The organism is Parasphingomonas zepuensis (assembly GCF_036663735.1).
In the GTDB taxonomy this organism is placed as follows: domain Bacteria; phylum Pseudomonadota; class Alphaproteobacteria; order Sphingomonadales; family Sphingomonadaceae; genus Sphingomonas.
Map to the genome: position 1 here is coordinate 34,487 of NZ_JAXOJO010000007.1, position 18,390 is coordinate 52,876.

General features: G+C 64.9%; 15 protein-coding genes. 9 read left to right on the plus strand and 6 right to left on the minus strand.

Translation table 11 applies throughout. From position 1 onward, the window contains the following. Positions 1-97: 97 nt before the first annotated feature. From U1769_RS21890 to U1769_RS21900, 3 genes are all read right to left on the minus strand, one after another. Positions 98-841 carry a cyclase family protein gene (locus U1769_RS21890; protein WP_332720176.1) on the minus strand — a complete coding sequence of 248 codons (744 nt, stop codon included), beginning with the start codon at positions 839-841 and terminating at the stop codon, positions 98-100. Positions 842-855: 14 nt separating this feature from the next. Continuing rightward, the gene (kce, locus tag U1769_RS21895) at positions 856-1,779 is read right to left on the minus strand and encodes a 3,5-dioxohexanoate:acetyl-CoA acetone transferase (RefSeq protein ID WP_332720177.1); all 924 of its coding nucleotides are present in this window, start codon (positions 1,777-1,779) and stop codon (positions 856-858) included. A 73-nt stretch (positions 1,780-1,852) separates the two neighbouring features. Continuing rightward, positions 1,853-3,340 (minus strand): aldehyde dehydrogenase, encoded by a 1,488-nt coding sequence (locus U1769_RS21900; RefSeq protein ID WP_332720178.1) that lies wholly within the window; start codon positions 3,338-3,340, stop codon positions 1,853-1,855. Positions 3,341-3,519: 179 nt separating this feature from the next. On the opposite strand from U1769_RS21900, the gene U1769_RS21905 reads away from it, so the two are divergent. Both U1769_RS21905 and U1769_RS21910 read left to right on the plus strand, forming a co-directional pair. Beyond that, positions 3,520-5,175, plus strand: a complete 1,656-nt coding sequence (locus U1769_RS21905) for a GMC family oxidoreductase (protein WP_332720179.1) — start codon at positions 3,520-3,522, stop codon at positions 5,173-5,175. After that, the gene (locus U1769_RS21910) at positions 5,175-6,350 is read left to right on the plus strand and encodes a mandelate racemase/muconate lactonizing enzyme family protein (RefSeq protein ID WP_332720180.1); all 1,176 of its coding nucleotides are present in this window, start codon (positions 5,175-5,177) and stop codon (positions 6,348-6,350) included. Before U1769_RS21905 ends, U1769_RS21910 begins: the two co-directional genes overlap by 1 nt. 18 nt (positions 6,351-6,368) lie before the next feature. On the opposite strand, the gene U1769_RS21915 is transcribed toward U1769_RS21910, so the two are convergent. Continuing rightward, positions 6,369-7,310, minus strand: coding sequence for a LysR substrate-binding domain-containing protein (locus U1769_RS21915; RefSeq protein ID WP_332720181.1), 942 nt, complete (start codon positions 7,308-7,310; stop codon positions 6,369-6,371). 185 nt (positions 7,311-7,495) lie between these two features. Between U1769_RS21915 and tcuA the strand changes: the two genes are divergently transcribed. The 4 genes from tcuA to U1769_RS21935 are packed head-to-tail and all read left to right on the plus strand — an operon-like array spanning position 7,496 to position 13,386. After that, positions 7,496-9,022: an FAD-dependent tricarballylate dehydrogenase TcuA gene (gene tcuA, locus U1769_RS21920; protein WP_332720182.1), complete on the plus strand. Its 1,527-nt coding sequence runs from the start codon at positions 7,496-7,498 to the stop codon at positions 9,020-9,022. Positions 9,023-9,053: 31 nt separating this feature from the next. After that, positions 9,054-10,460 (plus strand): MmgE/PrpD family protein, encoded by a 1,407-nt coding sequence (locus U1769_RS21925; protein ID WP_332720183.1) that lies wholly within the window; start codon positions 9,054-9,056, stop codon positions 10,458-10,460. Positions 10,461-10,489: 29 nt separating this feature from the next. Beyond that, positions 10,490-11,905: an MmgE/PrpD family protein gene (locus U1769_RS21930; protein WP_332720184.1), complete on the plus strand. Its 1,416-nt coding sequence runs from the start codon at positions 10,490-10,492 to the stop codon at positions 11,903-11,905. After that, positions 11,902-13,386, plus strand: coding sequence for an aldehyde dehydrogenase family protein (locus U1769_RS21935; RefSeq protein ID WP_332720185.1), 1,485 nt, complete (start codon positions 11,902-11,904; stop codon positions 13,384-13,386). Before U1769_RS21930 ends, U1769_RS21935 begins: the two co-directional genes overlap by 4 nt. Before the next feature lie 42 nt (positions 13,387-13,428). On the opposite strand, the gene U1769_RS21940 is transcribed toward U1769_RS21935, so the two are convergent. Continuing rightward, positions 13,429-14,202, minus strand: coding sequence for an SDR family NAD(P)-dependent oxidoreductase (locus U1769_RS21940; RefSeq protein WP_332720186.1), 774 nt, complete (start codon positions 14,200-14,202; stop codon positions 13,429-13,431). A 366-nt stretch (positions 14,203-14,568) separates the two neighbouring features. Between U1769_RS21940 and U1769_RS21945 the strand changes: the two genes are divergently transcribed. The 3 genes from U1769_RS21945 to U1769_RS21955 all read left to right on the plus strand — a co-directional run bounded on the left by U1769_RS21945 (position 14,569) and on the right by U1769_RS21955 (position 17,362). Continuing rightward, entirely contained in the window at positions 14,569-15,003 is a 435-nt protein-coding gene (locus U1769_RS21945) for a carboxymuconolactone decarboxylase family protein (RefSeq protein WP_332720187.1), read from the plus strand. Positions 15,004-15,071: 68 nt separating this feature from the next. Beyond that, positions 15,072-15,983, plus strand: a complete 912-nt coding sequence (locus U1769_RS21950) for an amidohydrolase family protein (protein WP_332720188.1) — start codon at positions 15,072-15,074, stop codon at positions 15,981-15,983. After that, a complete protein-coding gene (locus U1769_RS21955; RefSeq protein ID WP_332720190.1) occupies positions 15,980-17,362 on the plus strand; it encodes an MFS transporter in 1,383 nt (460 codons plus the stop codon). Before U1769_RS21950 ends, U1769_RS21955 begins: the two co-directional genes overlap by 4 nt. Before the next feature lie 101 nt (positions 17,363-17,463). On the opposite strand, the gene U1769_RS21960 is transcribed toward U1769_RS21955, so the two are convergent. Further along, entirely contained in the window at positions 17,464-18,372 is a 909-nt protein-coding gene (locus U1769_RS21960; RefSeq protein ID WP_332720192.1) for a cupin domain-containing protein, read from the minus strand. Between the last annotated feature and the right edge of the window lie 18 nt (positions 18,373-18,390).

Below are 18,390 nucleotides of genomic sequence, written 5' to 3' on the forward strand. Positions count from 1 at the left end.
ATTCACGATCGGCTGGTTGGTCGAATCCGCCCGCAAAGTTGAATAATGATTGTGGGCTGCTGATCGTGATGGATTATACTGAATCGCTCGCGCCAGCTTATCCTTGATGCTGGATGCGCCGCGCGATCACGCGGGCCGGGGCGCCGTCGCCATTGACCACCGGCAGCGCGCCGAACTGGAATTCGACATGCTCACCGACAAGCACAGCGTGGCCGGTCAGATGTTCGCAGATTAGGATGCCGCGCGACAACAGGGCGCGGTGCACTGGCCAGTCGAAGCCGGGCTGGCGGAGGTGGTACACCAGGTCAGGCGTCGCGAAGTCGCACGCGAGCAGCTTGATCCGGCGATCGACCAGCCACGCGCCCGCCGCCGCGCTCAGGCTGGGATGACGCTCATAGTCCGGGGTGCCGGCGCGCGCTGCCCAACCGGTATCGAGCGCCAGAATGTCTCCAGCCTGGAGCAAGGGGCGACACTTCTCCAGCGTCGGGACGTCGATCACCTGATCCGGCTCGGCATCGATGTGCCACACGACACCCGGCCCGTGCAGCCGATCGAGCGGAATCGCAGCTGCGTCCGGGCCATCCGCATAATAATGCAGTGGCGCGTCGACATGCGTACCGGCATGCGCGACCATGCGGATCTCGGTCACGTTGAAGGGATCGTCCGGCAAGGACCGCAATCGCTGGAAGCGTGGCGTTGGGAAGATCGACGCACAGGGCATGGCCGGGCTGACCGGGTGAGTCAGGTCGATCCAGTCCCCCATCGGAACGAACGGCCCGGGCTCAGGAAGATCGATCCAGCCCTGCCATCCAGCGGGCGCTTTCGGACATTGATCGCACATCGCCTGGCTGCCGCTCAGAGGTTGATCGCGTCACGGCCCTTCAGGCCGAGCATCTGTCGCGCTTCGGCCGGCGTTGCGATGTCGACGCCGAGTTCCTCCAGGATACGCCGGATCTTTAGCACCTGCTCGGCGTTCGAACTGGCCAGCTGGCCGCGCGACAGGAACAGGCTGTCCTCCAGGCCGACGCGCACGCTCGATCCCATCAAAGCGCCCATCGTGCAGGTCGGCATCTGAAACCGCCCGGCCCCGAACAGCGACCAGACATAATCCTTGCCGAACAGCCGGTCCGCGGTCTGCTTCATGAAATAGATGCTTTCCGGGTCAGCGCTCATCCCGCCAGTCACGCCGAGCACTGACTGGATCAGCAACGGGCCCTTCAGCAGGCCGCGATCGAGGAAATGCGCGACATTGTAGAGATGGCCGATCTCGTAGCATTCCATTTCGAACTTGGTGCCGCCGGGCGCGAGCGTCTCGATAATCTGGCGGATGTCGCGGAACGTGTTCTTCGACACCAGATCCTCGGTTGCCTCCAGGAAAGGGCGTTCCCAATCGAAGCGATAGGGTTCGAACCGATCGGCCAGCTGGAATAGCCCGGGGTTCATGCAGCCCATGTTGAGCGAGCATAATTCGGGGCTGACCGCGACCGGCGCCTGCAGCCTTTCTTCCAGCGTCATGCCGGGGCCACCGCCGGTCGTGATGTTGATGATCGCGTCGGTCGCTTCGTGGATCTGCGGCAGGAATTGCTTGAAGACTGCGGCCGATGGGGTGGGGCGACCGGTCTCGGGATCGCGCGCGTGAAGGTGCAGGATCGCTGCGCCGGCCTGCGCCGCCGCGATCGATTGCGCGGCGATTTCGGCCGGGGTGATCGGCAGGAATTGCGACATGGTCGGGGTGTGCATGCTGCCCGTCGTGGCGCAGCTGATGATGACCTTCTTCATGATCCCTCCGATGTCGTCTTCTTGTTAGGTACCGGTACCAGTAATCTTGCGCTTTGCAACTGGGCCTGCCCCATCAGGTCTGGACGGCGAATGGATCGCGGTCTTCCTCCGACAGGTTGATCATCACATTCTTGGTCGTCAGGAACTCCATCAAGCCCTCCTGGCCGCGTTCGCGCCCGACGCCGCTTTCCTTGACTCCGCCGAACGGCGTCTGGGCCGCCACCGCGCGATAGGTGTTGACCCACACCATGCCGACCTTGAGCGCCGCAGAGACGCGGTGCATGCGGTTCAGGCTCTGAGTCCAGATGCCCGAGGCGAGGCCGAAGCGGGTGTCGTTGGCGATGCGGATCGCTTCCTCCTCGTCGTCGAACGGGATGATCGACAGGACCGGGCCGAAGATCTCCTCACGCGCCAGCGCCATGTCGTTGTGGACGTCGGCAAAGATCGTCGGTTGCACGAACAGCCCGTCGGCAAGCTCGCCTTCGGTGGCGGCGCTGCCGCCCGCGACCAGTCGGGCGCCGTCACCCTTGGCGCTCTCGATGAAGGAAAGGATGCGCTCAAATTGCGGGCGGTTGGCGGCGGTGCCCATCTCCGTGGTCGCATTCAGCGGATTGCCGAGCCGGATCTTCCCGGCGCGTTCGGCCAATGCGTCGACGATTCCCGGATAAACCGAGCGTTGCACCAGCAGCCGCGATCCGGCGATGCAGGTCTGGCCGGTCGCGGCGAAGATGCCTGCCAGCGCGCCGACCGTGGCTTTCCTGAGATCGGCATCCTCGAATATGATGTTGGGCGATTTTCCGCCCAGTTCGAGCACCACCGGCGTCAGATTGCGTCCTGCCGCCTCGGCGATGGCGCGTCCGCCATGGCCGCTGCCAGTGAAGCTGATCTTGTCGAGCCCGCCGCCGCTGACCAGCGCCTGGCCGGTCCGGATGTCGCCCGTCACGACATTGAACACGCCGGGCGGAAAGCCCGCTTCCTCGACCAGCTTGGCGAATTCGAGCGTCGTGACCGAGGCATGCTCCGATGGCTTCACCACCACGCAATTGCCGGCCGCGAGCGCCGCGGGCAGCTTGTTGCCGAGCAGGGCAATGGGGGAGTTCCAGGCAGTGATCAGGCCGATCACGCCAAGCGGCTCGAGCGTCGCATAATCGAATACGTCGCGGCGATCGAGCGGGATCACCTTGCCCCATAATTTGTCGGCATAGCCCGCGAAGAAGCGGATCGTGCGCGCGACGAAATGCATCTGGCTGCGCGTTTCCCGCACGATCTTGCCATTGTCGGTCGATTCAAGCGTGCCCATCCGGTCGGCATCGCGGTCGAGCAGATCGGCGAGGCGGTGCATCAACTGAGCGCGCTCCAGCCCGGACGTGCGCGACCAGGTCGTCTCGAACGCTTCCCGCGCCGCCGCGACTGCGCGGGCGACGTCGATCGCATCGGCCTGAGCGATCATCGCCCAGGGCTGCTGGTTGAACGGATTATAGGTCGGGAAGGTCTCGCCCGCCTGGGGCGCAACCCATTCGCCGCCGATATAAAGGCGATGGGTCGGGATCGTGCCGGGCAAAACGCCTCTCCTGCTGGCCTGTTCGTTGTCTGTCTTAAGCGGAACGGAGAATACGCATTCCAATACTGTTTCCCGGTTCGGTATGCGCGCAGCGCATCGTGGCAGGGAAAATCATATTGGTCTCGGGCCGTCCGCCAAGCCTATCCGTCCGGTATTCGGTAGGATGCGGAGGGGATTAGATGGCTGGCACGCATGGCGCGTTCGAGGGCGATTACGACTTCATCGTCGTGGGCGCGGGATCGGCAGGCTGCGCCGTCGCCGCGCGCCTGTCGGAAGAGCCGGCCAACCGCGTGCTGCTGGTCGAGGCCGGCGGCCGCGACAACAACATCAACATCCATATACCGCTGATGGTGGTGAACCTGCTGAAGAACCCGGCAGTGACCTGGCCCTTCATCACTGAGCCGCAAAAGGCGCTCAACGACCGCAAGCAATTATGGACGCGCGGGCGGGTACTGGGCGGGTCGAGTTCGATCAACGGCAATGTCTATGTCCGCGGTGACCCGGCCGAATTCGATTCCTGGGCCGATCTCGGCCTGCCGGGCTGGGGCTGGGCCGACATGCTGCCCTATTTCAAGCGGATGGAGCGTTTCCCGCAGGGTGATCCGAGCTTGCGCGGGCATGATGGGCCGATCTCGGTCACTAGCCTGGAACGGTTCGACGAACTCGCGATCGGCTATGTCGATGCGTGCGCGGAGGCCGGCTTCGAGGTGATCCCTGATTATAATGACGGGCATTATGAAGGTGCGGCGTATCTGCAGTATTCGACCCGGCGCGGGTTCCGCTCGTCGGCGGCGGTCGGCTATCTGAAGCCGGCGCGCAACCGGTCGAACCTGTCGGTGATGACTGATGCCGTGGTCACGCGCGTCCTGTTCGAGGGCCGTACCGCATCCGGCATCGAGGTGCTGCACGAGGGCAAGACGTGGCGCATCAAATCGCGCAAGGAAGTGATCCTCTCGGCAGGGCCGGTCCAGTCCCCCAAGCTGCTCGAGCTGTCCGGTATCGGCAATCCTGAGATATTGCAGCAATTCGGCATCGCCGTGGTCGAACCGCTGAACGGCGTCGGCGAGAATCTGCGCGATCATCCAAATACGCGCCTCACCTTCGAGTGTGCCAAGCCGATCACGATCAACGACGTGCTGCAGAACCCGGTCGCCAAGGTGCGCGAGGGCCTCAAGTTCGCCCTGCAGGGCAAGGGCCTGTTGTCGATCTGCTCGGCGACCGCGCATACCGTGATGCGCAGCTCGCCGGAGGAGCGCAGCCCCGATCTCAAGCTCCAGCTCCAGCCCTTTTCGGGCAAGGATCGCTATGCGCGGCGGCCGCAGGACGGGCTCGATGCGTTTTCCGGTTTCACCGTCGGGGTGATGGGCCTGCGCCCGCGCTCGCGCGGCTGGGTGCATATCGCCTCGTCTGATCCAGTCGAATATCCCAGGATCGATCCCAAATATCTCGACGACCCGCACGATGCGGACGTGCTGCTGGCGGGCATCAAGGCAGTGCGGCGGATCGCGGAATTCCCGGCGCTGGGCAAGCTGATCGTGCGCGAGACGCGGCCCGGCAGCGAAGCGGCGACTGACGCGCAGATCCTCGATTATATCCGCGAGACCACCCAGACCACCTGGCATATCGTCGGCAGTTGCAAGGCCGGGACCGACTTCGATGCCGTCGTCGATCCCGAACTGCGCGTACGCGGCGTCAGCGGTCTGCGTGTCATCGACTCCTCGATCTTCCCCACCATCCCATCGTCCAACACCAATGCACCGACGATCGCGCTTGGCGAACGCGGCGCCGAGATGGTGCTGGACAGCTGGCGCAACATTGCAAGGGCCGCAGCCTGATGCCGATCGATCGCATCGAAATCCACGTTACGCAGTTGCCCGGGCGGCTGCAGCGCACCTTTTCCAGCGGCAGCTACGATACCGGCCCGCCCGAACAGCTTCTGGGCAAGCCGGTCCTGGTCAAGATCCATGCCGACGGCGTGGTCGGCGTCGCGCAGGTCCGGCCAATCAGCCCGGGCCATTTCGTCGCCGATACGGTCCATAGCGTCGTCGCGGCGATCCGAGACATTTACGGCCCGCTGCTGATCGGGCGTCGCCTCGCCGATTTCGAGGCCAATGACGTGCTGATGAGCTCGCGCCTCGCCGGTAATCCGGCGGCGCGTGCCGTGCTGGACATCGCGCTCCACGACGCGCTCGGCAAATCGCTCGGCGTGCCGGTGCACGACCTGCTCGGCGGGCGGTCGCATGACGTGATCCCGCTCGAATGGTCGGTCAGCCTGTATGACGATGTCGAGCGCATCATCGATGACGCGCGCCGCGCGGTCGACGAATTCGGCATCCGCGTATTGTGCCTGAAGGCAGCGGGAAAGGGCGGCTGGCGCAAGGACGTCAGCAATTTCGCCGCCGTCCGCAAGGCGATCGGGCCGGATGTGATGATCGGCGTCGATCCCAATACCGGCTGGACCGTTGCCGACTCGATCCTTGCGCTGGACGCGATGCACGACATGGATGTCGGCTATTGCGAGCAGCCGGTCGAGCGGCGCAACCTGCGCGGCCTGGCCGCGATCCGCGCTCAGGCCCGCGGCGTGCCGATGATGGCTGACGAAAGCCTGTTCACGGTACAGGACGCCGCCGAACTGGCACATAGCGGCGCCGTCGATGTGTTTTGCATCAAGCTCTACAAGGTCGGCGGACTGACCGTCGCCAAACGCATGCTGGCAATCGCCGATGCGTTCGACATCGGCATCAATTGCGGCGGCCTTGCGGTCGCATCGCAATTCGAGGCAGCGGCCGCGGCGCATTTCTGCGCGGCGGTGCCGGGCAAGCGCACTTTCGGCGCCGCCGAGTTCGTGTTCGGCGCCGGCGTGATGGGCCCCGATCCGCTCGTGGCGGAGGGTGGCTTCACCATCGTCGACGGTGCAGTCTCAGTGCCCACCGCCCCCGGCCTCGGGCTGACGCTGGACGAGGACGCGCTCAAGCGGATGACTTTGCTGCACGTCGACGTCGGGACCTGAAGGTGTTCGGAGCGGCGGTCAGCCGCTCCGGGCGTTCTGGAATTGCTGCACTGCCTGGCGGACCACGCCGGGCGTCAGCTGCGGCGCGACCGATTTGATGAATTCGAGCAGGAACGGGCGGAGATAGGTGTTCGATCGCAGCACGATCTGCACCGTGCTCGGCGCGAGCAGCTCGCCGAGCCCACGCGTCGAGATTCCGGTATCGCGTTCCGGATCATAAGCCATCGTCGCGAGGATCGCGATGCCCAGGCCGACCGCGACATAGGTCTTGCAAACGTCGGCATCGATGCCGCTCATGATGATCTTGGGCTCGACGCCGGCATCGGCAAACGCCTTCATCACTTTCCAGCGGCCGCTATACCGCGTGTCGTAGGTGATGATCGGATATTTGGCGACTTCGGCCAGGGTCAGCTCCGGCACGGTCAGGATCGGATGGCCGTTCTGCGCGACGATGACCCGGCGGATTTCGAAACAGTCGAGCTTCACCAGATTGGGGAATTGCCGGACGGTCTCGGTGCCGATCGCCAGGTCGACATCGCCGGCCTCGACCATCTGGCAGATTTCTTCGGGGTCGCCCTGCCGCAACACCAGCTTGACGTCCGGATAGCGCTTCACGAACTGCTCGACCACGGGTGGCAGGGTGTAGCGCGCCTGGAAATGCGTCGTACCGATGGTGAAGACACCGCTGTTGCCGGAGTTCATGTCGCTCTTCAGCCGCTTCAGCGCGGCGACGTCGGTTGCGATGCGCTGGGCGATCGCGAACACCACCTCGCCCGGTTCAGTCAGGCCGATGATGCGATTGCGGGTGCGGATGAAAATCTCGAACCCGAGTTCAAGCTCGAGCAGCTGGATCTGGCGGCTGACGCCGGGCTGCGAGGTATTCAGCGCATCCGCCGCGGCCGACAGATGATTGCCGTGACGCACTATCTCTACAACGTATCTGAGTTGCTGAAGCTTCACTGAATGTACATCCTCACCATGCTCTCATTGCATGCTAGGATGCCATAATATTTCGTGCACGTATAGCCCGCATCGCTAGAAGTAGGCTTGTTCGCAGCTAGAAAACGGCCAGGGCGACGCTGAAAACGTTGGAGAAATCCCGCGTCCGGCGACGCTGGCTGGCGGCTGCCGATAGCGAGGTGGGGATGCCGTTTTCTTTGAATAACAAGTATGACGTGATCATCGTCGGAGGCGGCAATGCGGCCTTGTGCGCGGCGCTCAGCGCGTCCGATGCCGGCGCCAAAGTCGTCGTGCTGGAACGCTCGCCGATCGAGGAGCGCGGTGGCAATACCTCCTACACCGATGGGCTGATGCGCACCGTCTATGACGGCGCCGACGACATCCGCGCTTATTGCCCGGATCTGACCGATGCCGAATGCGCGGTCAGCGATTTCGGCACTTACACCGAGGGTCAGTTCTTCGAGGACATGGGTGAGATCACCCAATATCGGACCGACCCCGACCTGTGCGAATTGCTGGTCACGCGCAGCCGCGACACGATCCTGTGGATGCGTGATCAGGGCGTGCGCTTCTTCCCCAATTTCGGCCGCCAGGCCTATCGAGTCGAGGGTCGCTTCAAATTCTGGGGCGGCGCGACAATCGCCGTTCAGGCAGGCGGCCCGGGGCTGGTCGATGCGCTGTACCGTGCGGCTGAACAGCGCGGCGTGGACATCGTCTATGATGCCTGGGTGCGCGGCCTGTTGCGCAGGGAAGCCGGCGTCACCGGCGTTCGCGTGGCGCTCTGCGGCGAGGAACATGAGCTGGAAGCGGCTTCGGTCGTGCTCGCCTGTGGCGGGTTCGAGGCCAATGCCGAATGGCGCGCGCGCTATCTGGGGCCGGGCTGGGATTTGGCCAAGGTGCGGGGCTCGCGCTACAATACTGGCGACGGCCTGCAGATGGCGCTCGATGCCGGCGCGCAGCCCTTCGGCCACTGGTCGGGCTGCCATGCCGTGTCATGGGAGCGCAACGCACAGGATTTCGGCGATCTCGCGCTGACCCCGCAATATCAGCGCCACAGCTATCCGCTGTGCGTGATGGTCAATCGCGACGGCAAGCGCTTCGTCGACGAGGGCGCCGATTTCCGCAACTACACCTATGCCAAATACGGCCAGGCAGTGCTCGCCCAGCCGGGGCAGGTCGCGTGGCAGGTCTATGATTCGAAGGTCTCGCACCTGTTGCGCGACGAATATCGCACCCGCAACGTCACCAAGGTACGCGCCGATACGCTGGCTGAGCTGGCCGACAAGATCGGCGAGATCGACAAGGCGCAGTTCCTGGCGACGGTCGAGGAATTCAACGCGTCGATCAATGTCGATGCGGCGTTCGATCCCAATATCAAGGATGGCCGCAGCGCCACCAGCACCGGCGTGCCCCGCAGCAACTGGGCGAGCTCGATCGATACCGCCCCGTTCGAGGCTTACGCGGTGACCTGCGGCGTCACCTTCACCTTTGGCGGGGTCAAGATCTCGACCGATGGCGAAGTGGTCAACACCAACGGCCAGACCATCCCGGGCCTGTTTGCGGCCGGCGAGATGGTCGGCGGCATTTTCTACTTCAACTATCCCGGCGCCAGCGGCCTCACCAGCGGTGCGGTCTTCGGTCGCCTCGCGGGTGGCAGTGCCGCTGCCTACGCCAAATCCAGGACACCGGCGCCGGCACTGTCCGCCGCCTGATCTTCTTGCCCTTCAAAAGGTACTGCTTCCCATGAACGCTCCCACCACTATGGTCGTCCCCGGCGTCACCCGCGACATCGCCGATTTCGCCGCGAACCTGCAATATGGCGACATTCCGGAGGATCTGATCCTCAACGCCAAGCAGTGCATCCGCGACAGCCTCGGCTGCGGCGCCTTCGGTGCGCCGACGCCGTGGGTGCAGGCGGTCGTGCGGACCGTGTCGCTGCTCGGCCAGAAGCCGAGTGCGAGCGCCTGGGGCATGAAGGTCAAGGTGGATCCGCTGGGCGCCGCCTTCATCAACGGCACGGCGGCGCAGGGCTATGAGCTCGACGATTGCCATGATCAGTCGATGTCGCATTATGGCGCGGGCGTCGTGCCGGCGGTCATCGCCTGTTCGGAGGGCGCGTTCGGCGCGTTCGACGGCAAGGACATGATCCGTGCCACTGTTGCCGGCTACGAACTCGGCACGCGCATCGGCAATACCGTCAGCCCCAGCGCCTTCCACCGCGGCTTCCATCCCTGTGGCCTGACCAGCACCTTCGGGTCGGCAGCGGCGATCGCCAAGCTGCTCGATCTCGACACCGATCAATATGTCAGCGCGCTCGGCCTCGCCGGCAGCCAGGCGGCGGGCCTGATGGCGGCGCAATTCGGCGCGATGGCCAAGCGGTTCCATTCGGGCAAGGCCTCACAAAACGGCATCATCGCCGCGCTATGCGCGCGCGAAGGCCTGACCGGCGTGCGCGACGTGCTCGAGGCACCTTATGGCGGCTTCTGTTCGACCTATTCGTCCGAGTACGATCTCAGCTTCGCGACCGACGGGCTCGGCACCGATTGGGAGATGCGACGGAACGGGTTCAAGCGCTATTCGTCGCTCGCCAGCAGCCAGACCTCGGTGGATGCGCTGCGCGCGATTCGTGAGAAGACCGGGATCAGGGGCGAAGACGTCGCCAAGGTGCGGGTCGGTACCACCGAGATGGTCTATGTGCATTGCGGCTGGCCCTATGTGCCCAATGGCGAGACCATCAGCGCGCAGATGAACCTGCCCTACACGGCTGCCGTCACTCTGCTCGAGGGCACTGCGTTCATCGATCAATATACCGACGACAAGCTGCTCGATCCGAAGATCATCGATCTCGCCAACCGCATCGAGGTCTATGTCGATCCCGAACTCGACGCGCGCGAGAAGCATCAGATGCGCGCGGTGCGGGTCACCGTCACCATGAAGGACGGCACCGAGCACTTCTATGAGCAGACCTATCGCAGCGGCCATTGGCGCAATCCGATGTCGGAGGACGCGCTCAAGGAGAAGTTCCGCGATCTCGCCGGGCGCGTCCTGCTGCCCGAGGCCGTGACCGAGATCGAACAGATCATCGACAATCTCGAGAACGAAGAGGCGCCGGCGATCCGCCTGGGCCAGGCCCTGCAGCAGACGCGCTGACCGCACCCCCCATTGCACTGGAACCGCTGATGACATTGCTCGCCGAAGCCTTTTCGAACTACGCCGTCGAACTCACGCGCGACCAGATTCCGCCTGAAGTCCGCGAGGCGGCGCTCTGGCACATCGTCGATTCGATCGGCGTTTGCGTCGCCGGCGCCAATCCCAAGGAGGAGAGCGGCGCGGCGGCGCTGAAGCTCGGCAAGGTGTGGAGGGCAGGTGAGGGGGCTAGTCTTTTCGGCCTGGCCGCGCGGGCGCGGCCCGAATTGGCGGCCCTTCTCAATGGGTCGCTCGCCCAGGCGTTGGAGATGGACGACAAGCATGGCTATTCGCTGGCGCGGCCGGGTTCGACCGTCGTTCCCGCCGTCCTTGCGGTCGCCGAGGCTCGCGGCGCCAGCCTGGCGGATGCGATCGATGCGACGGTGGTCGGCTATGAAGTGATGATCCGCCTCGGTTTCGTCGCCGGCGATCGGTTCCTGGCACGGGGATATCACACGTCTTCGCTGATCGGTTCGTTCGGCGTGGCGGTGGCGGTCGGACGGCTGGCAGGCGCGACCGCGGCGCAGATCGGCGATGCCCTGGGCATTTGCGGCACCTTTGCCTCGGGCATCCAGGAATCGACCCGCACGGGATCGACCGCCAAGATCCTGCACGGCGGCTGGGGCGCACATGCCGGCATCCTGGCGATCGATCTGGCGATGGCGGGCATTTCCGGGCCGGACAGCGTATTCGAGGGCAAGTTCGGCTTCTTCGAAACGCACCTCACCCCGATCACCGGGCAGCTGGATTTCGCCAAGGCAGCCGACGCGCTGGGCAGCCGCTGGTACATTCCCGAAACCGCCTACAAGCCCTATCCGTGCTGCCAGCTGCTCCACGCCTTCATCGAGGCATCGAAGCAGATCCTGGCCGATTTCAAGCGCGACGGCGTCACGGTCGACCAGATCACTTCGATCGGCTGCGAACTCGCCGAGCCGGGCCTGACCCTGGTCACGCAGCCGCGTGACCGCAAGAAAGCGCCGAGCACGCCGCATGAGGCGCGCTTCAGCCTGTTCTTCGGTGTCGCAGCCGCCCTGGTCGATGGCGATGTCGGTCTCGAGACGTTCATGGCCGATCGTCTGGCCGATCCGAAGATCCTGCGCCTGGCGCAGCTGGTCGAAGCGACGGTCGATCCGCTGTCGGATTATCCGCAGCATTGCCCGGCGCGCCTGACCGTGGAAGCGGCTGGTCGTACCTATTTCAAGCATGTCCCCTTCCACCCGGGTTCGCCCGAGGCGGCGCTCTCGCGCGATGACGTGCTCGACAAGTTCGAGCGCAACACCCGCTGGTATTTCGGCGAAGACGCCCGCGAAACCGGCGTGGCGATGGGCGCAACACCGGAAAGCGAGCCGGTCGCGGCGCTGATCGCGCGGGTCGCGTCCGGCACGCCGCGGATGCTCAAGGCGTCGTGAGCACGCTCGCCGACGCGGGGAATTTCGATCGGCTGCTGATCGGCGGCGAATGGGTCGCGCCGCATTCGGGCAGCGCGATCCGCAGCATCGATCCCTCGACCGAGGACGTCTGGATCGAGGTGGCGAGCGCTGACGCGGCCGATGTCGACGCAGCGGTCGCCGCCGCCCGCGCGGCGCTGAAGGGCAGATGGGGCGGCCTCACGCCTACCGCGCGCGGCGCATTATTGGCGCGCCTTGCCGATCTGGTGCGGCAGAATGCGCCGGCGCTGGCGGAGATCGAGAGCCGCGACAACGGCAAACCGCTGCGCGACACGCTGGGCGAAGTGCAGCGCTCGGCCGACTGGCTGACCTTCTTCGCCGGCGCGGCGGACAAGCTCAACGGCCTGCAGATCCCCTACCGCACCGATGCGGTGGCCTATACCCGCAACGAGCCGGTCGGCGTTGTCGCCGCGATCCTGCCGTGGAATTCGCCGATTTCGCTGGCGTGTTGGAAACTCGGCCCGGCGCTGGCCACCGGCAATACCGTGATCCTCAAGCCGGCCGAACAGACGCCGGCCAGCCTGGTCGCGCTCGGGCGGCTGGTCATGGAAGCCGGCTTCCCGGCGGGCGTGGTCAACGTCCTGCCGGGCGACGGCGTGGTGGGGGCGGCATTGTCCGCGCACACCGGCATCGACAAGGTATCCTTCACCGGATCGCATGCGACCGCGCGGCGGATCATGCAGGCGGCGAGCGTCAATCTGAAGCGCTGCTCGTTCGAATGCGGCGGCAAATCGCCCTTCATCGTCTTTGCCGATGCCGATTTCGACAAGGCCCTGTCGGTTGCGGTGCACAGCGCGTTCCGGTCGACCGGCCAGTCCTGCTCGGCCGCGTCTCGCATGTTCGTCGAGCGGCCGATATACGAGCGGTTCGCCGCCGGGCTGGCCGAGCGCGCAGCGCGGATCCGCGTCGGCGCCGCGCTCGATCCGAAGACTCATATCGGCCCGCATACCTCTGCCGAGCAGCGCGACAAGACCGAAAGCTATATCGCCCTCGGCAAGGAAGAAGGCGGGCGGCTGCTCGTCGGCGGCGGGCGTCCGGCCGGTTTCGAGCGCGGCTATTTCGTCCAGCCGACCGTGTTCGCCGATGTCGATAGCCGCTCCCGCCTGGCGCAGGAGGAGGTATTCGGTCCGGTCGTGGCGGTGATGCCGTTCGATGGCGAAGAGGAGGCAATCGCCCTGGCCAACGACAGCGATTATGGGCTGGTCGGGGGGCTGTGGACGTCGGACGTGTCCCGCGCGCACCGCGTCGCGGGACGGATCGAAACCGGGCTGGTTTCGGTCAACACCTTCCGCCCGGTGCATTTCATGCTGCCTTATGGCGGGTTCAAGCTGAGCGGGATCGGGCGCGAAAACGGCTTCGACGCAATGCGCGAATTCACCGAGACCAAGACCGTCGTGATCGATCTCTCGAGCGAGATTCCGCCCGATCCCTTCGCCGACTGAGGGGGCTCCGGATCGGGGCCTCCTCACCGGCATGGCGGTCGGCTATTGCGCGACCACGCCCCCATCGACCGAGATGATTGCCCCGGTCACATAGGACGAGGCGTCCGACGCGAGCCATACCACCGGCCCGGCCATCTCGTCCGGCCGCGCGACGCGGTCCAGCGGCACCTTGGCTGGCGTGGCCTGGGCGATATGCTGTTTTCCGGCGCGCATCGCATGGAGCAGGCCGGTATCGACCGGGCCGGGGGCGATCGCGTTGACCCGAATGCCGTGCGGGGCGAGTTCGAGCGCGGCCGACTTGGTCAGTCCGGCAATGGCATGCTTGGTCGCGGCATAAAGCGAGACATAGGCGAGCCCGACGAGTGCCGCGGTCGAAGCGAGGTTGATGATCGATCCGCCGCCGCCTTCGATCATGTGCGGCACCTGATATTTCATGCCGAGCCACGCACCGCGCACGTTGATGGCGAACAGTTTGTCGAAATCCTCGACATGCAGATCCTGCAGCCGGCCGCCGGGCCCGGGGATGCCGGCATTGTTCATCGCGATGTCGAGGCCGCCGAGGCGTGCCACGGCCGTCTCGACGGCGGCGGCGACCTGATCCTCGATCGTCACGTCGACTGGCACATAGCTGACATCGGTGCCGCTGGTCGCGGCGATCTCCTTCGCCAGCACATCGCCCTTGGTAGCGTCGAGCCCACCGAAGACCAGGTCGGCGCCGGCTGCCGCGATGGCGCGGGCGCAGGCCAGGCCGATTCCGGAGTCCGCGCCGATCACGAGCGCCTTGCGGCCGGCAAGCGAGAAGGAGGTGTCGGTCACTATGCTGTCTCCTTATGATGGTCGCTTTTCGGGTCTTGGAACTCGAACCTCGCGACTCTTACGCTGTGGCCTTAGAACGCGAGAGCCGGGGCTTTCAACAAGAAAAAGCACAAGATAATAAGTATAGTACAAGTACTTTGCAATATAGTGCATGAAAAGCAAATCTAATATGCGGCGTGCGGGGAGGATATCAAGTTGAATGATGTCGGCGAATCAATGAAGCGACGGGAGATTGCTGCGCCGACGATGTTCGATGATCCGGGTTCGCCAAGTCGTATTCCCTATCCGTCCCTGGAAAATCTTTCTCCGACGAAGCATGCGCGCGTGTTCGATCCGACGCGAAAGGTGTTGCTTAACGTCTCGCGTATGGCGTTGCACGCCAGCGACGACCTGTGGGGCGCGCAGGCTGCGCTCGGCCGCGCGACGATCGATGCCGATCTCGATAAGCGGCTGCGCGAGATGGTGATCCTGCGCGTCGGCTATCTTCAGCGCTCGGACTATGAACTATTTCACCACAGCGAACTGGCCCGCAGCTTCGGCGTGACGGACGCCGAACAGGCCGCGATCGTCAGCGACGACCTGTCCGCCCTGGGCGCAGCCGAACGCGCGCTGATCGAATTCGCCAGCGAAGTGATTGTCGACGTCTCCCCCAGCGATGCGGCGCTCGATGCGATGCGGCGGCATTACAGCGATCAGTTCCTGTTCGACATGGTCGTGCTGATCGGCAGCTACATGCTGACCGCGCGGCTGGCGGCGGTAGGCGGGGTCGCAATCGAGGATCAGCCAGTCACCGGCTGGTAGCTGCCAGCACCGCATTCGCCACGCCGCCATCTCGGCGCGTCATTTTCAAGGCCGTACCAGGGACCGATATGCAGGACGTACTTTTCGACACCCATGCCCATCTGATCTCCGACGATCCGGTCGCCTATCCGCCGTCGCCGATGCGCGGGACGACCAGCTTCACCAGGATGACCTACAGCGCGACGGCGGAGTGGCTGATCGAGCAGATGGACGCCAACAGCGTTGCGCAGGCCTGCATCGTGCAGCGCGGCCACGTCTACGGCTATGACAACAGCTATATCATCGATTCGGGCAAGCGCTTTCCCGAGCGCTTCGTGCCGGTCGTCATCCTCGACGCGCAGGATCCGGAGACACCGGCGATCCTGACCAGGATGGTGCGGGAGGACGGCGTTCGCGGGGTTCGTTTCGCGCAGACCCTGTTCGAGGATTACAGCACCGGCTGGATGAATTCGCCGACCGCGCTGGAGTGCTGGCGAACGGCAGCCGATCTCGGCGTGCCCGTGGCGATCATCTTCTACCGGCTGCATCTGCCCTGGACGCTGCCGGCGCTGAAGTTCGTCGTGGAGCGCTTCCCGACGCTGAAGGTGATCATCGACCATGTCGGCACGCCGCACACCGCGTCCACGCCCGAGATGGGCAAATATCGGGCGAACGGGTTCGACGCGACCTTGCCCGGCGCACCGGATTACGGAATCGACGCGACGATCGCGATGTTCGAAAGGATGCCCAACGTGCACTTCAAGTTCACCGAGATCGTGCTCGATCGCCTGGCCGATCAGGGCCTTGAGCCGGCAACATTCGTCCGGCTGCTTGCCGATCGCTTCGGCGCGGAGCGGCTGATGTGGGGTTCGGACCTTGGGCAAAGCGAGAAGAGCTATGAGACCAAGGCGGCGATGGCGCGCGATGCCGGAAGCGCGCTGAGCGCCACCGAGCGCAGCCAGTTCCTGCACGACACCGCAGCGCGGGTGTACGCCCGATGAGCGGCGGCGGTCCCGCGGAGCCCGGCCCGGTCCAGGCCAATGTAACCGAGATCGCGGTCGGCCGCATGCTCGACGACATGCGGTCGGTTCGCCTGATCTATGTCGCGCCGCTGCTGCTCGGCTTCATCATGCTGTTCGATTCCTGGGATAGCGCGGCGATCGCCTATGTCATGCCGGCGTTGGTGAAGGAGTGGCATCTGACGCCGGTCGCGATGGGATCGCTGATGTCGGCTGGCTATGCCGGGCAGTTCGTCGGTGCGGTAACCCTCGGCATCCTGGCGGAGCGCTTCGGGCGCATGCCAGTCTTCCTCGTGTCGATGACGATCATGTGCCTGCTGGCGATCGGCTGCGCCCTGTCGCCGGACTATCATACCCTGTTCGCAATGCGGCTGGTGCAAGGGGTGATGATCGGCGGTGCGCTGCCGGTGACGATCACCTATATCAACGAGCTTGCACCGACGCGCATTCGCGGCCGCTATTTCGCGACCTTCCAGTTTCTGTGCATGGCCGGCTACGCAGCCGCTTCGATCTCGAGCGCCTATATCATCCCAAATCTCGGCTGGCGCTGGCTGTTCGGGCTGGGCGCGGCGCCGCTCGTCCTGTTGCCGCTGGTCGTCATGCTGTTGCCGGAATCGCCCCGCTGGCTGGCGCGCAGCGGAAGGGTCGACGATGCCAATCGAGCCCTGGAGAAGCTCGGCGGGGAAGTCGTCGCGCTGCCGGTCGAGCCTGTCGTCAAGAGCGCGGCGCCAGTCGTTAAGGCAGCGCCGACCAAGGCCACGGCCTTGTTCTCGAGCGAGTATCGCCAGCGCACGATCATCGTGATCGCCATGTGGTTCGCGACCTCGTTCGCCAGTTTCGGACTAACCACCTGGGTGCCGTCGATCTACGTCACCGTGTTTCACATCCCGGTGGCACAGGCACTGGGGTATTCGGCGATTGCGAGCACGGTCTTCCTGTTCGTTTCCCCGTTCGTCGGGACGGTTATCGATCGGTTCGGGCGGCGCCCGCCGGCGATTGCCGTGACGCTGATCGCATCGATCGCACTGCTCGGCCTGGCCGTCTATCATCCCGAGAACACGAACCTGCTGGTCGCGATGGTGGTGACCGGGCAGATCGCGATCTTCGTCGGTTCGATGATCCTCTGGCCCTATACGGCGGAGATCTACCCGACGCGCGTACGGGCGCTAGGCCTCGGCACGGTCAGCTCGACCGCGCGCTTCGCGTCGATGTTCACGCCCTTGCTGGTGGGCGGCATCCTGGCGAGCGGCGGATCGATCAAGATCGTCTTTGCGACCTTCGGCCTGTGCGCGCTGACGGCGCTCATCCTGTGGGTCACCGCGACGCGCGAGACTGCACGAAAGAGTCTCGACGCGCTGTGAGGGGTTCGGCTCCGGCGCGGAGCCGGGGCCCACCCACGACGCTAGACACGAAAAAGCCGGGCGCGTCTGACGCGCCCGGCTTTTCTACGCTCAGTCCAGTTTCAGACGGTGCCTTCCGGAAGCGGATATTCCTCCGCGTTGAGCACCCAGCCCGGCTGCTTCGAGAAGTCGGCGCGGGGTGGAGAAAAGATGTCGACCAGCTGGTTCCGCTCGGCCGACCAGGTGGAGGTGTGGATCACCTGCGCTGGAATGACGGTCACTGACGGCGATCCCACCTCGGCATGTACGTCGTCGCGCCAGCTGTTCATGTCGACCGACCAGGGCCAGCGCATATGGTGCGCCCATTCGCCCTCAAGCGCGAGCGAGCATTGCTCGAAATCGTCATGGTGGTGCGGGGAGACCTTGGTCCTGTCGCGCGGGCCGATCGAGGCCGGCGGCATGTTCACCATCATGTTGGTGCTGCGCCAGATGCGGCCGAACCTGCCCGGTTGCGGCGCCACCTCGAGCGAATAGACGCGGATCCTGAAGCCGCCGACCGGCTCGGGCCAATCGGCGAGCGGCGGGATGTTGCCGTGCTGCTCGGCATAGCCATCCGCATTTGCGCACTTGGCGACGAGATCGGGCGAGCGCGTGGTGAAGATGCGCACCAGCTTGCCGCCCTCCGGCAGTTCGATCCGGCTGTCGCCCGGCGGCATGATGATCAGGGCGTAGCCGTCGGTCATCTCGCGCTGTGCGCCCGCCGACAGGATCGCAGGCGTTTTGGGATAGGCGAGCAGCACCATGAACTCGTCGACCTGGGCGGTCCGTTCGAACACTGCGCCGGGAGCCGCCTCGCTATAGGCGATGATGAAATTCTGCCCGCGCGTGTACCAGGTCCGCCCCCCGGCATCGTCGTCGACGGGCGGATCCTTGTAGAACAGGCCGTATTCGGCATCGAACAGCTGTGATCCGGCCGGTTTCGCCGCAGCGGTCGGTGCCAGTGCGGAGCGAAGATCGTTCTTGTCGTACATCGCTAAGGTCCTTCTTGC

Bases quoted from the DNA above. Each gene is read 5' to 3' on its own strand.
- U1769_RS21945 (WP_332720187.1), top strand. From the start codon at position 14,569: ATGGCGTTGCACGCCAGCGACGACCTGTGGGGCGCGCAGGCTGCGCTC.
- U1769_RS21955 (WP_332720190.1), top strand. From the start codon at position 15,980: ATGAGCGGCGGCGGTCCCGCGGAGCCCGGCCCGGTCCAGGCCAATGTA.
- U1769_RS21910 (WP_332720180.1), top strand. From the start codon at position 5,175: ATGCCGATCGATCGCATCGAAATCCACGTTACGCAGTTGCCCGGGCGG.
- tcuA (WP_332720182.1), top strand. From the start codon at position 7,496: ATGCCGTTTTCTTTGAATAACAAGTATGACGTGATCATCGTCGGAGGC.
- U1769_RS21890 (WP_332720176.1), bottom strand. From the start codon at position 841: ATGTGCGATCAATGTCCGAAAGCGCCCGCTGGATGGCAGGGCTGGATC.
- U1769_RS21930 (WP_332720184.1), top strand. From the start codon at position 10,490: ATGACATTGCTCGCCGAAGCCTTTTCGAACTACGCCGTCGAACTCACG.
- kce (WP_332720177.1), bottom strand. From the start codon at position 1,779: ATGAAGAAGGTCATCATCAGCTGCGCCACGACGGGCAGCATGCACACC.
- U1769_RS21905 (WP_332720179.1), top strand. From the start codon at position 3,520: ATGGCTGGCACGCATGGCGCGTTCGAGGGCGATTACGACTTCATCGTC.
- U1769_RS21925 (WP_332720183.1), top strand. From the start codon at position 9,054: ATGAACGCTCCCACCACTATGGTCGTCCCCGGCGTCACCCGCGACATC.
- U1769_RS21960 (WP_332720192.1), bottom strand. From the start codon at position 18,372: ATGTACGACAAGAACGATCTTCGCTCCGCACTGGCACCGACCGCTGCG.
- U1769_RS21950 (WP_332720188.1), top strand. From the start codon at position 15,072: ATGCAGGACGTACTTTTCGACACCCATGCCCATCTGATCTCCGACGAT.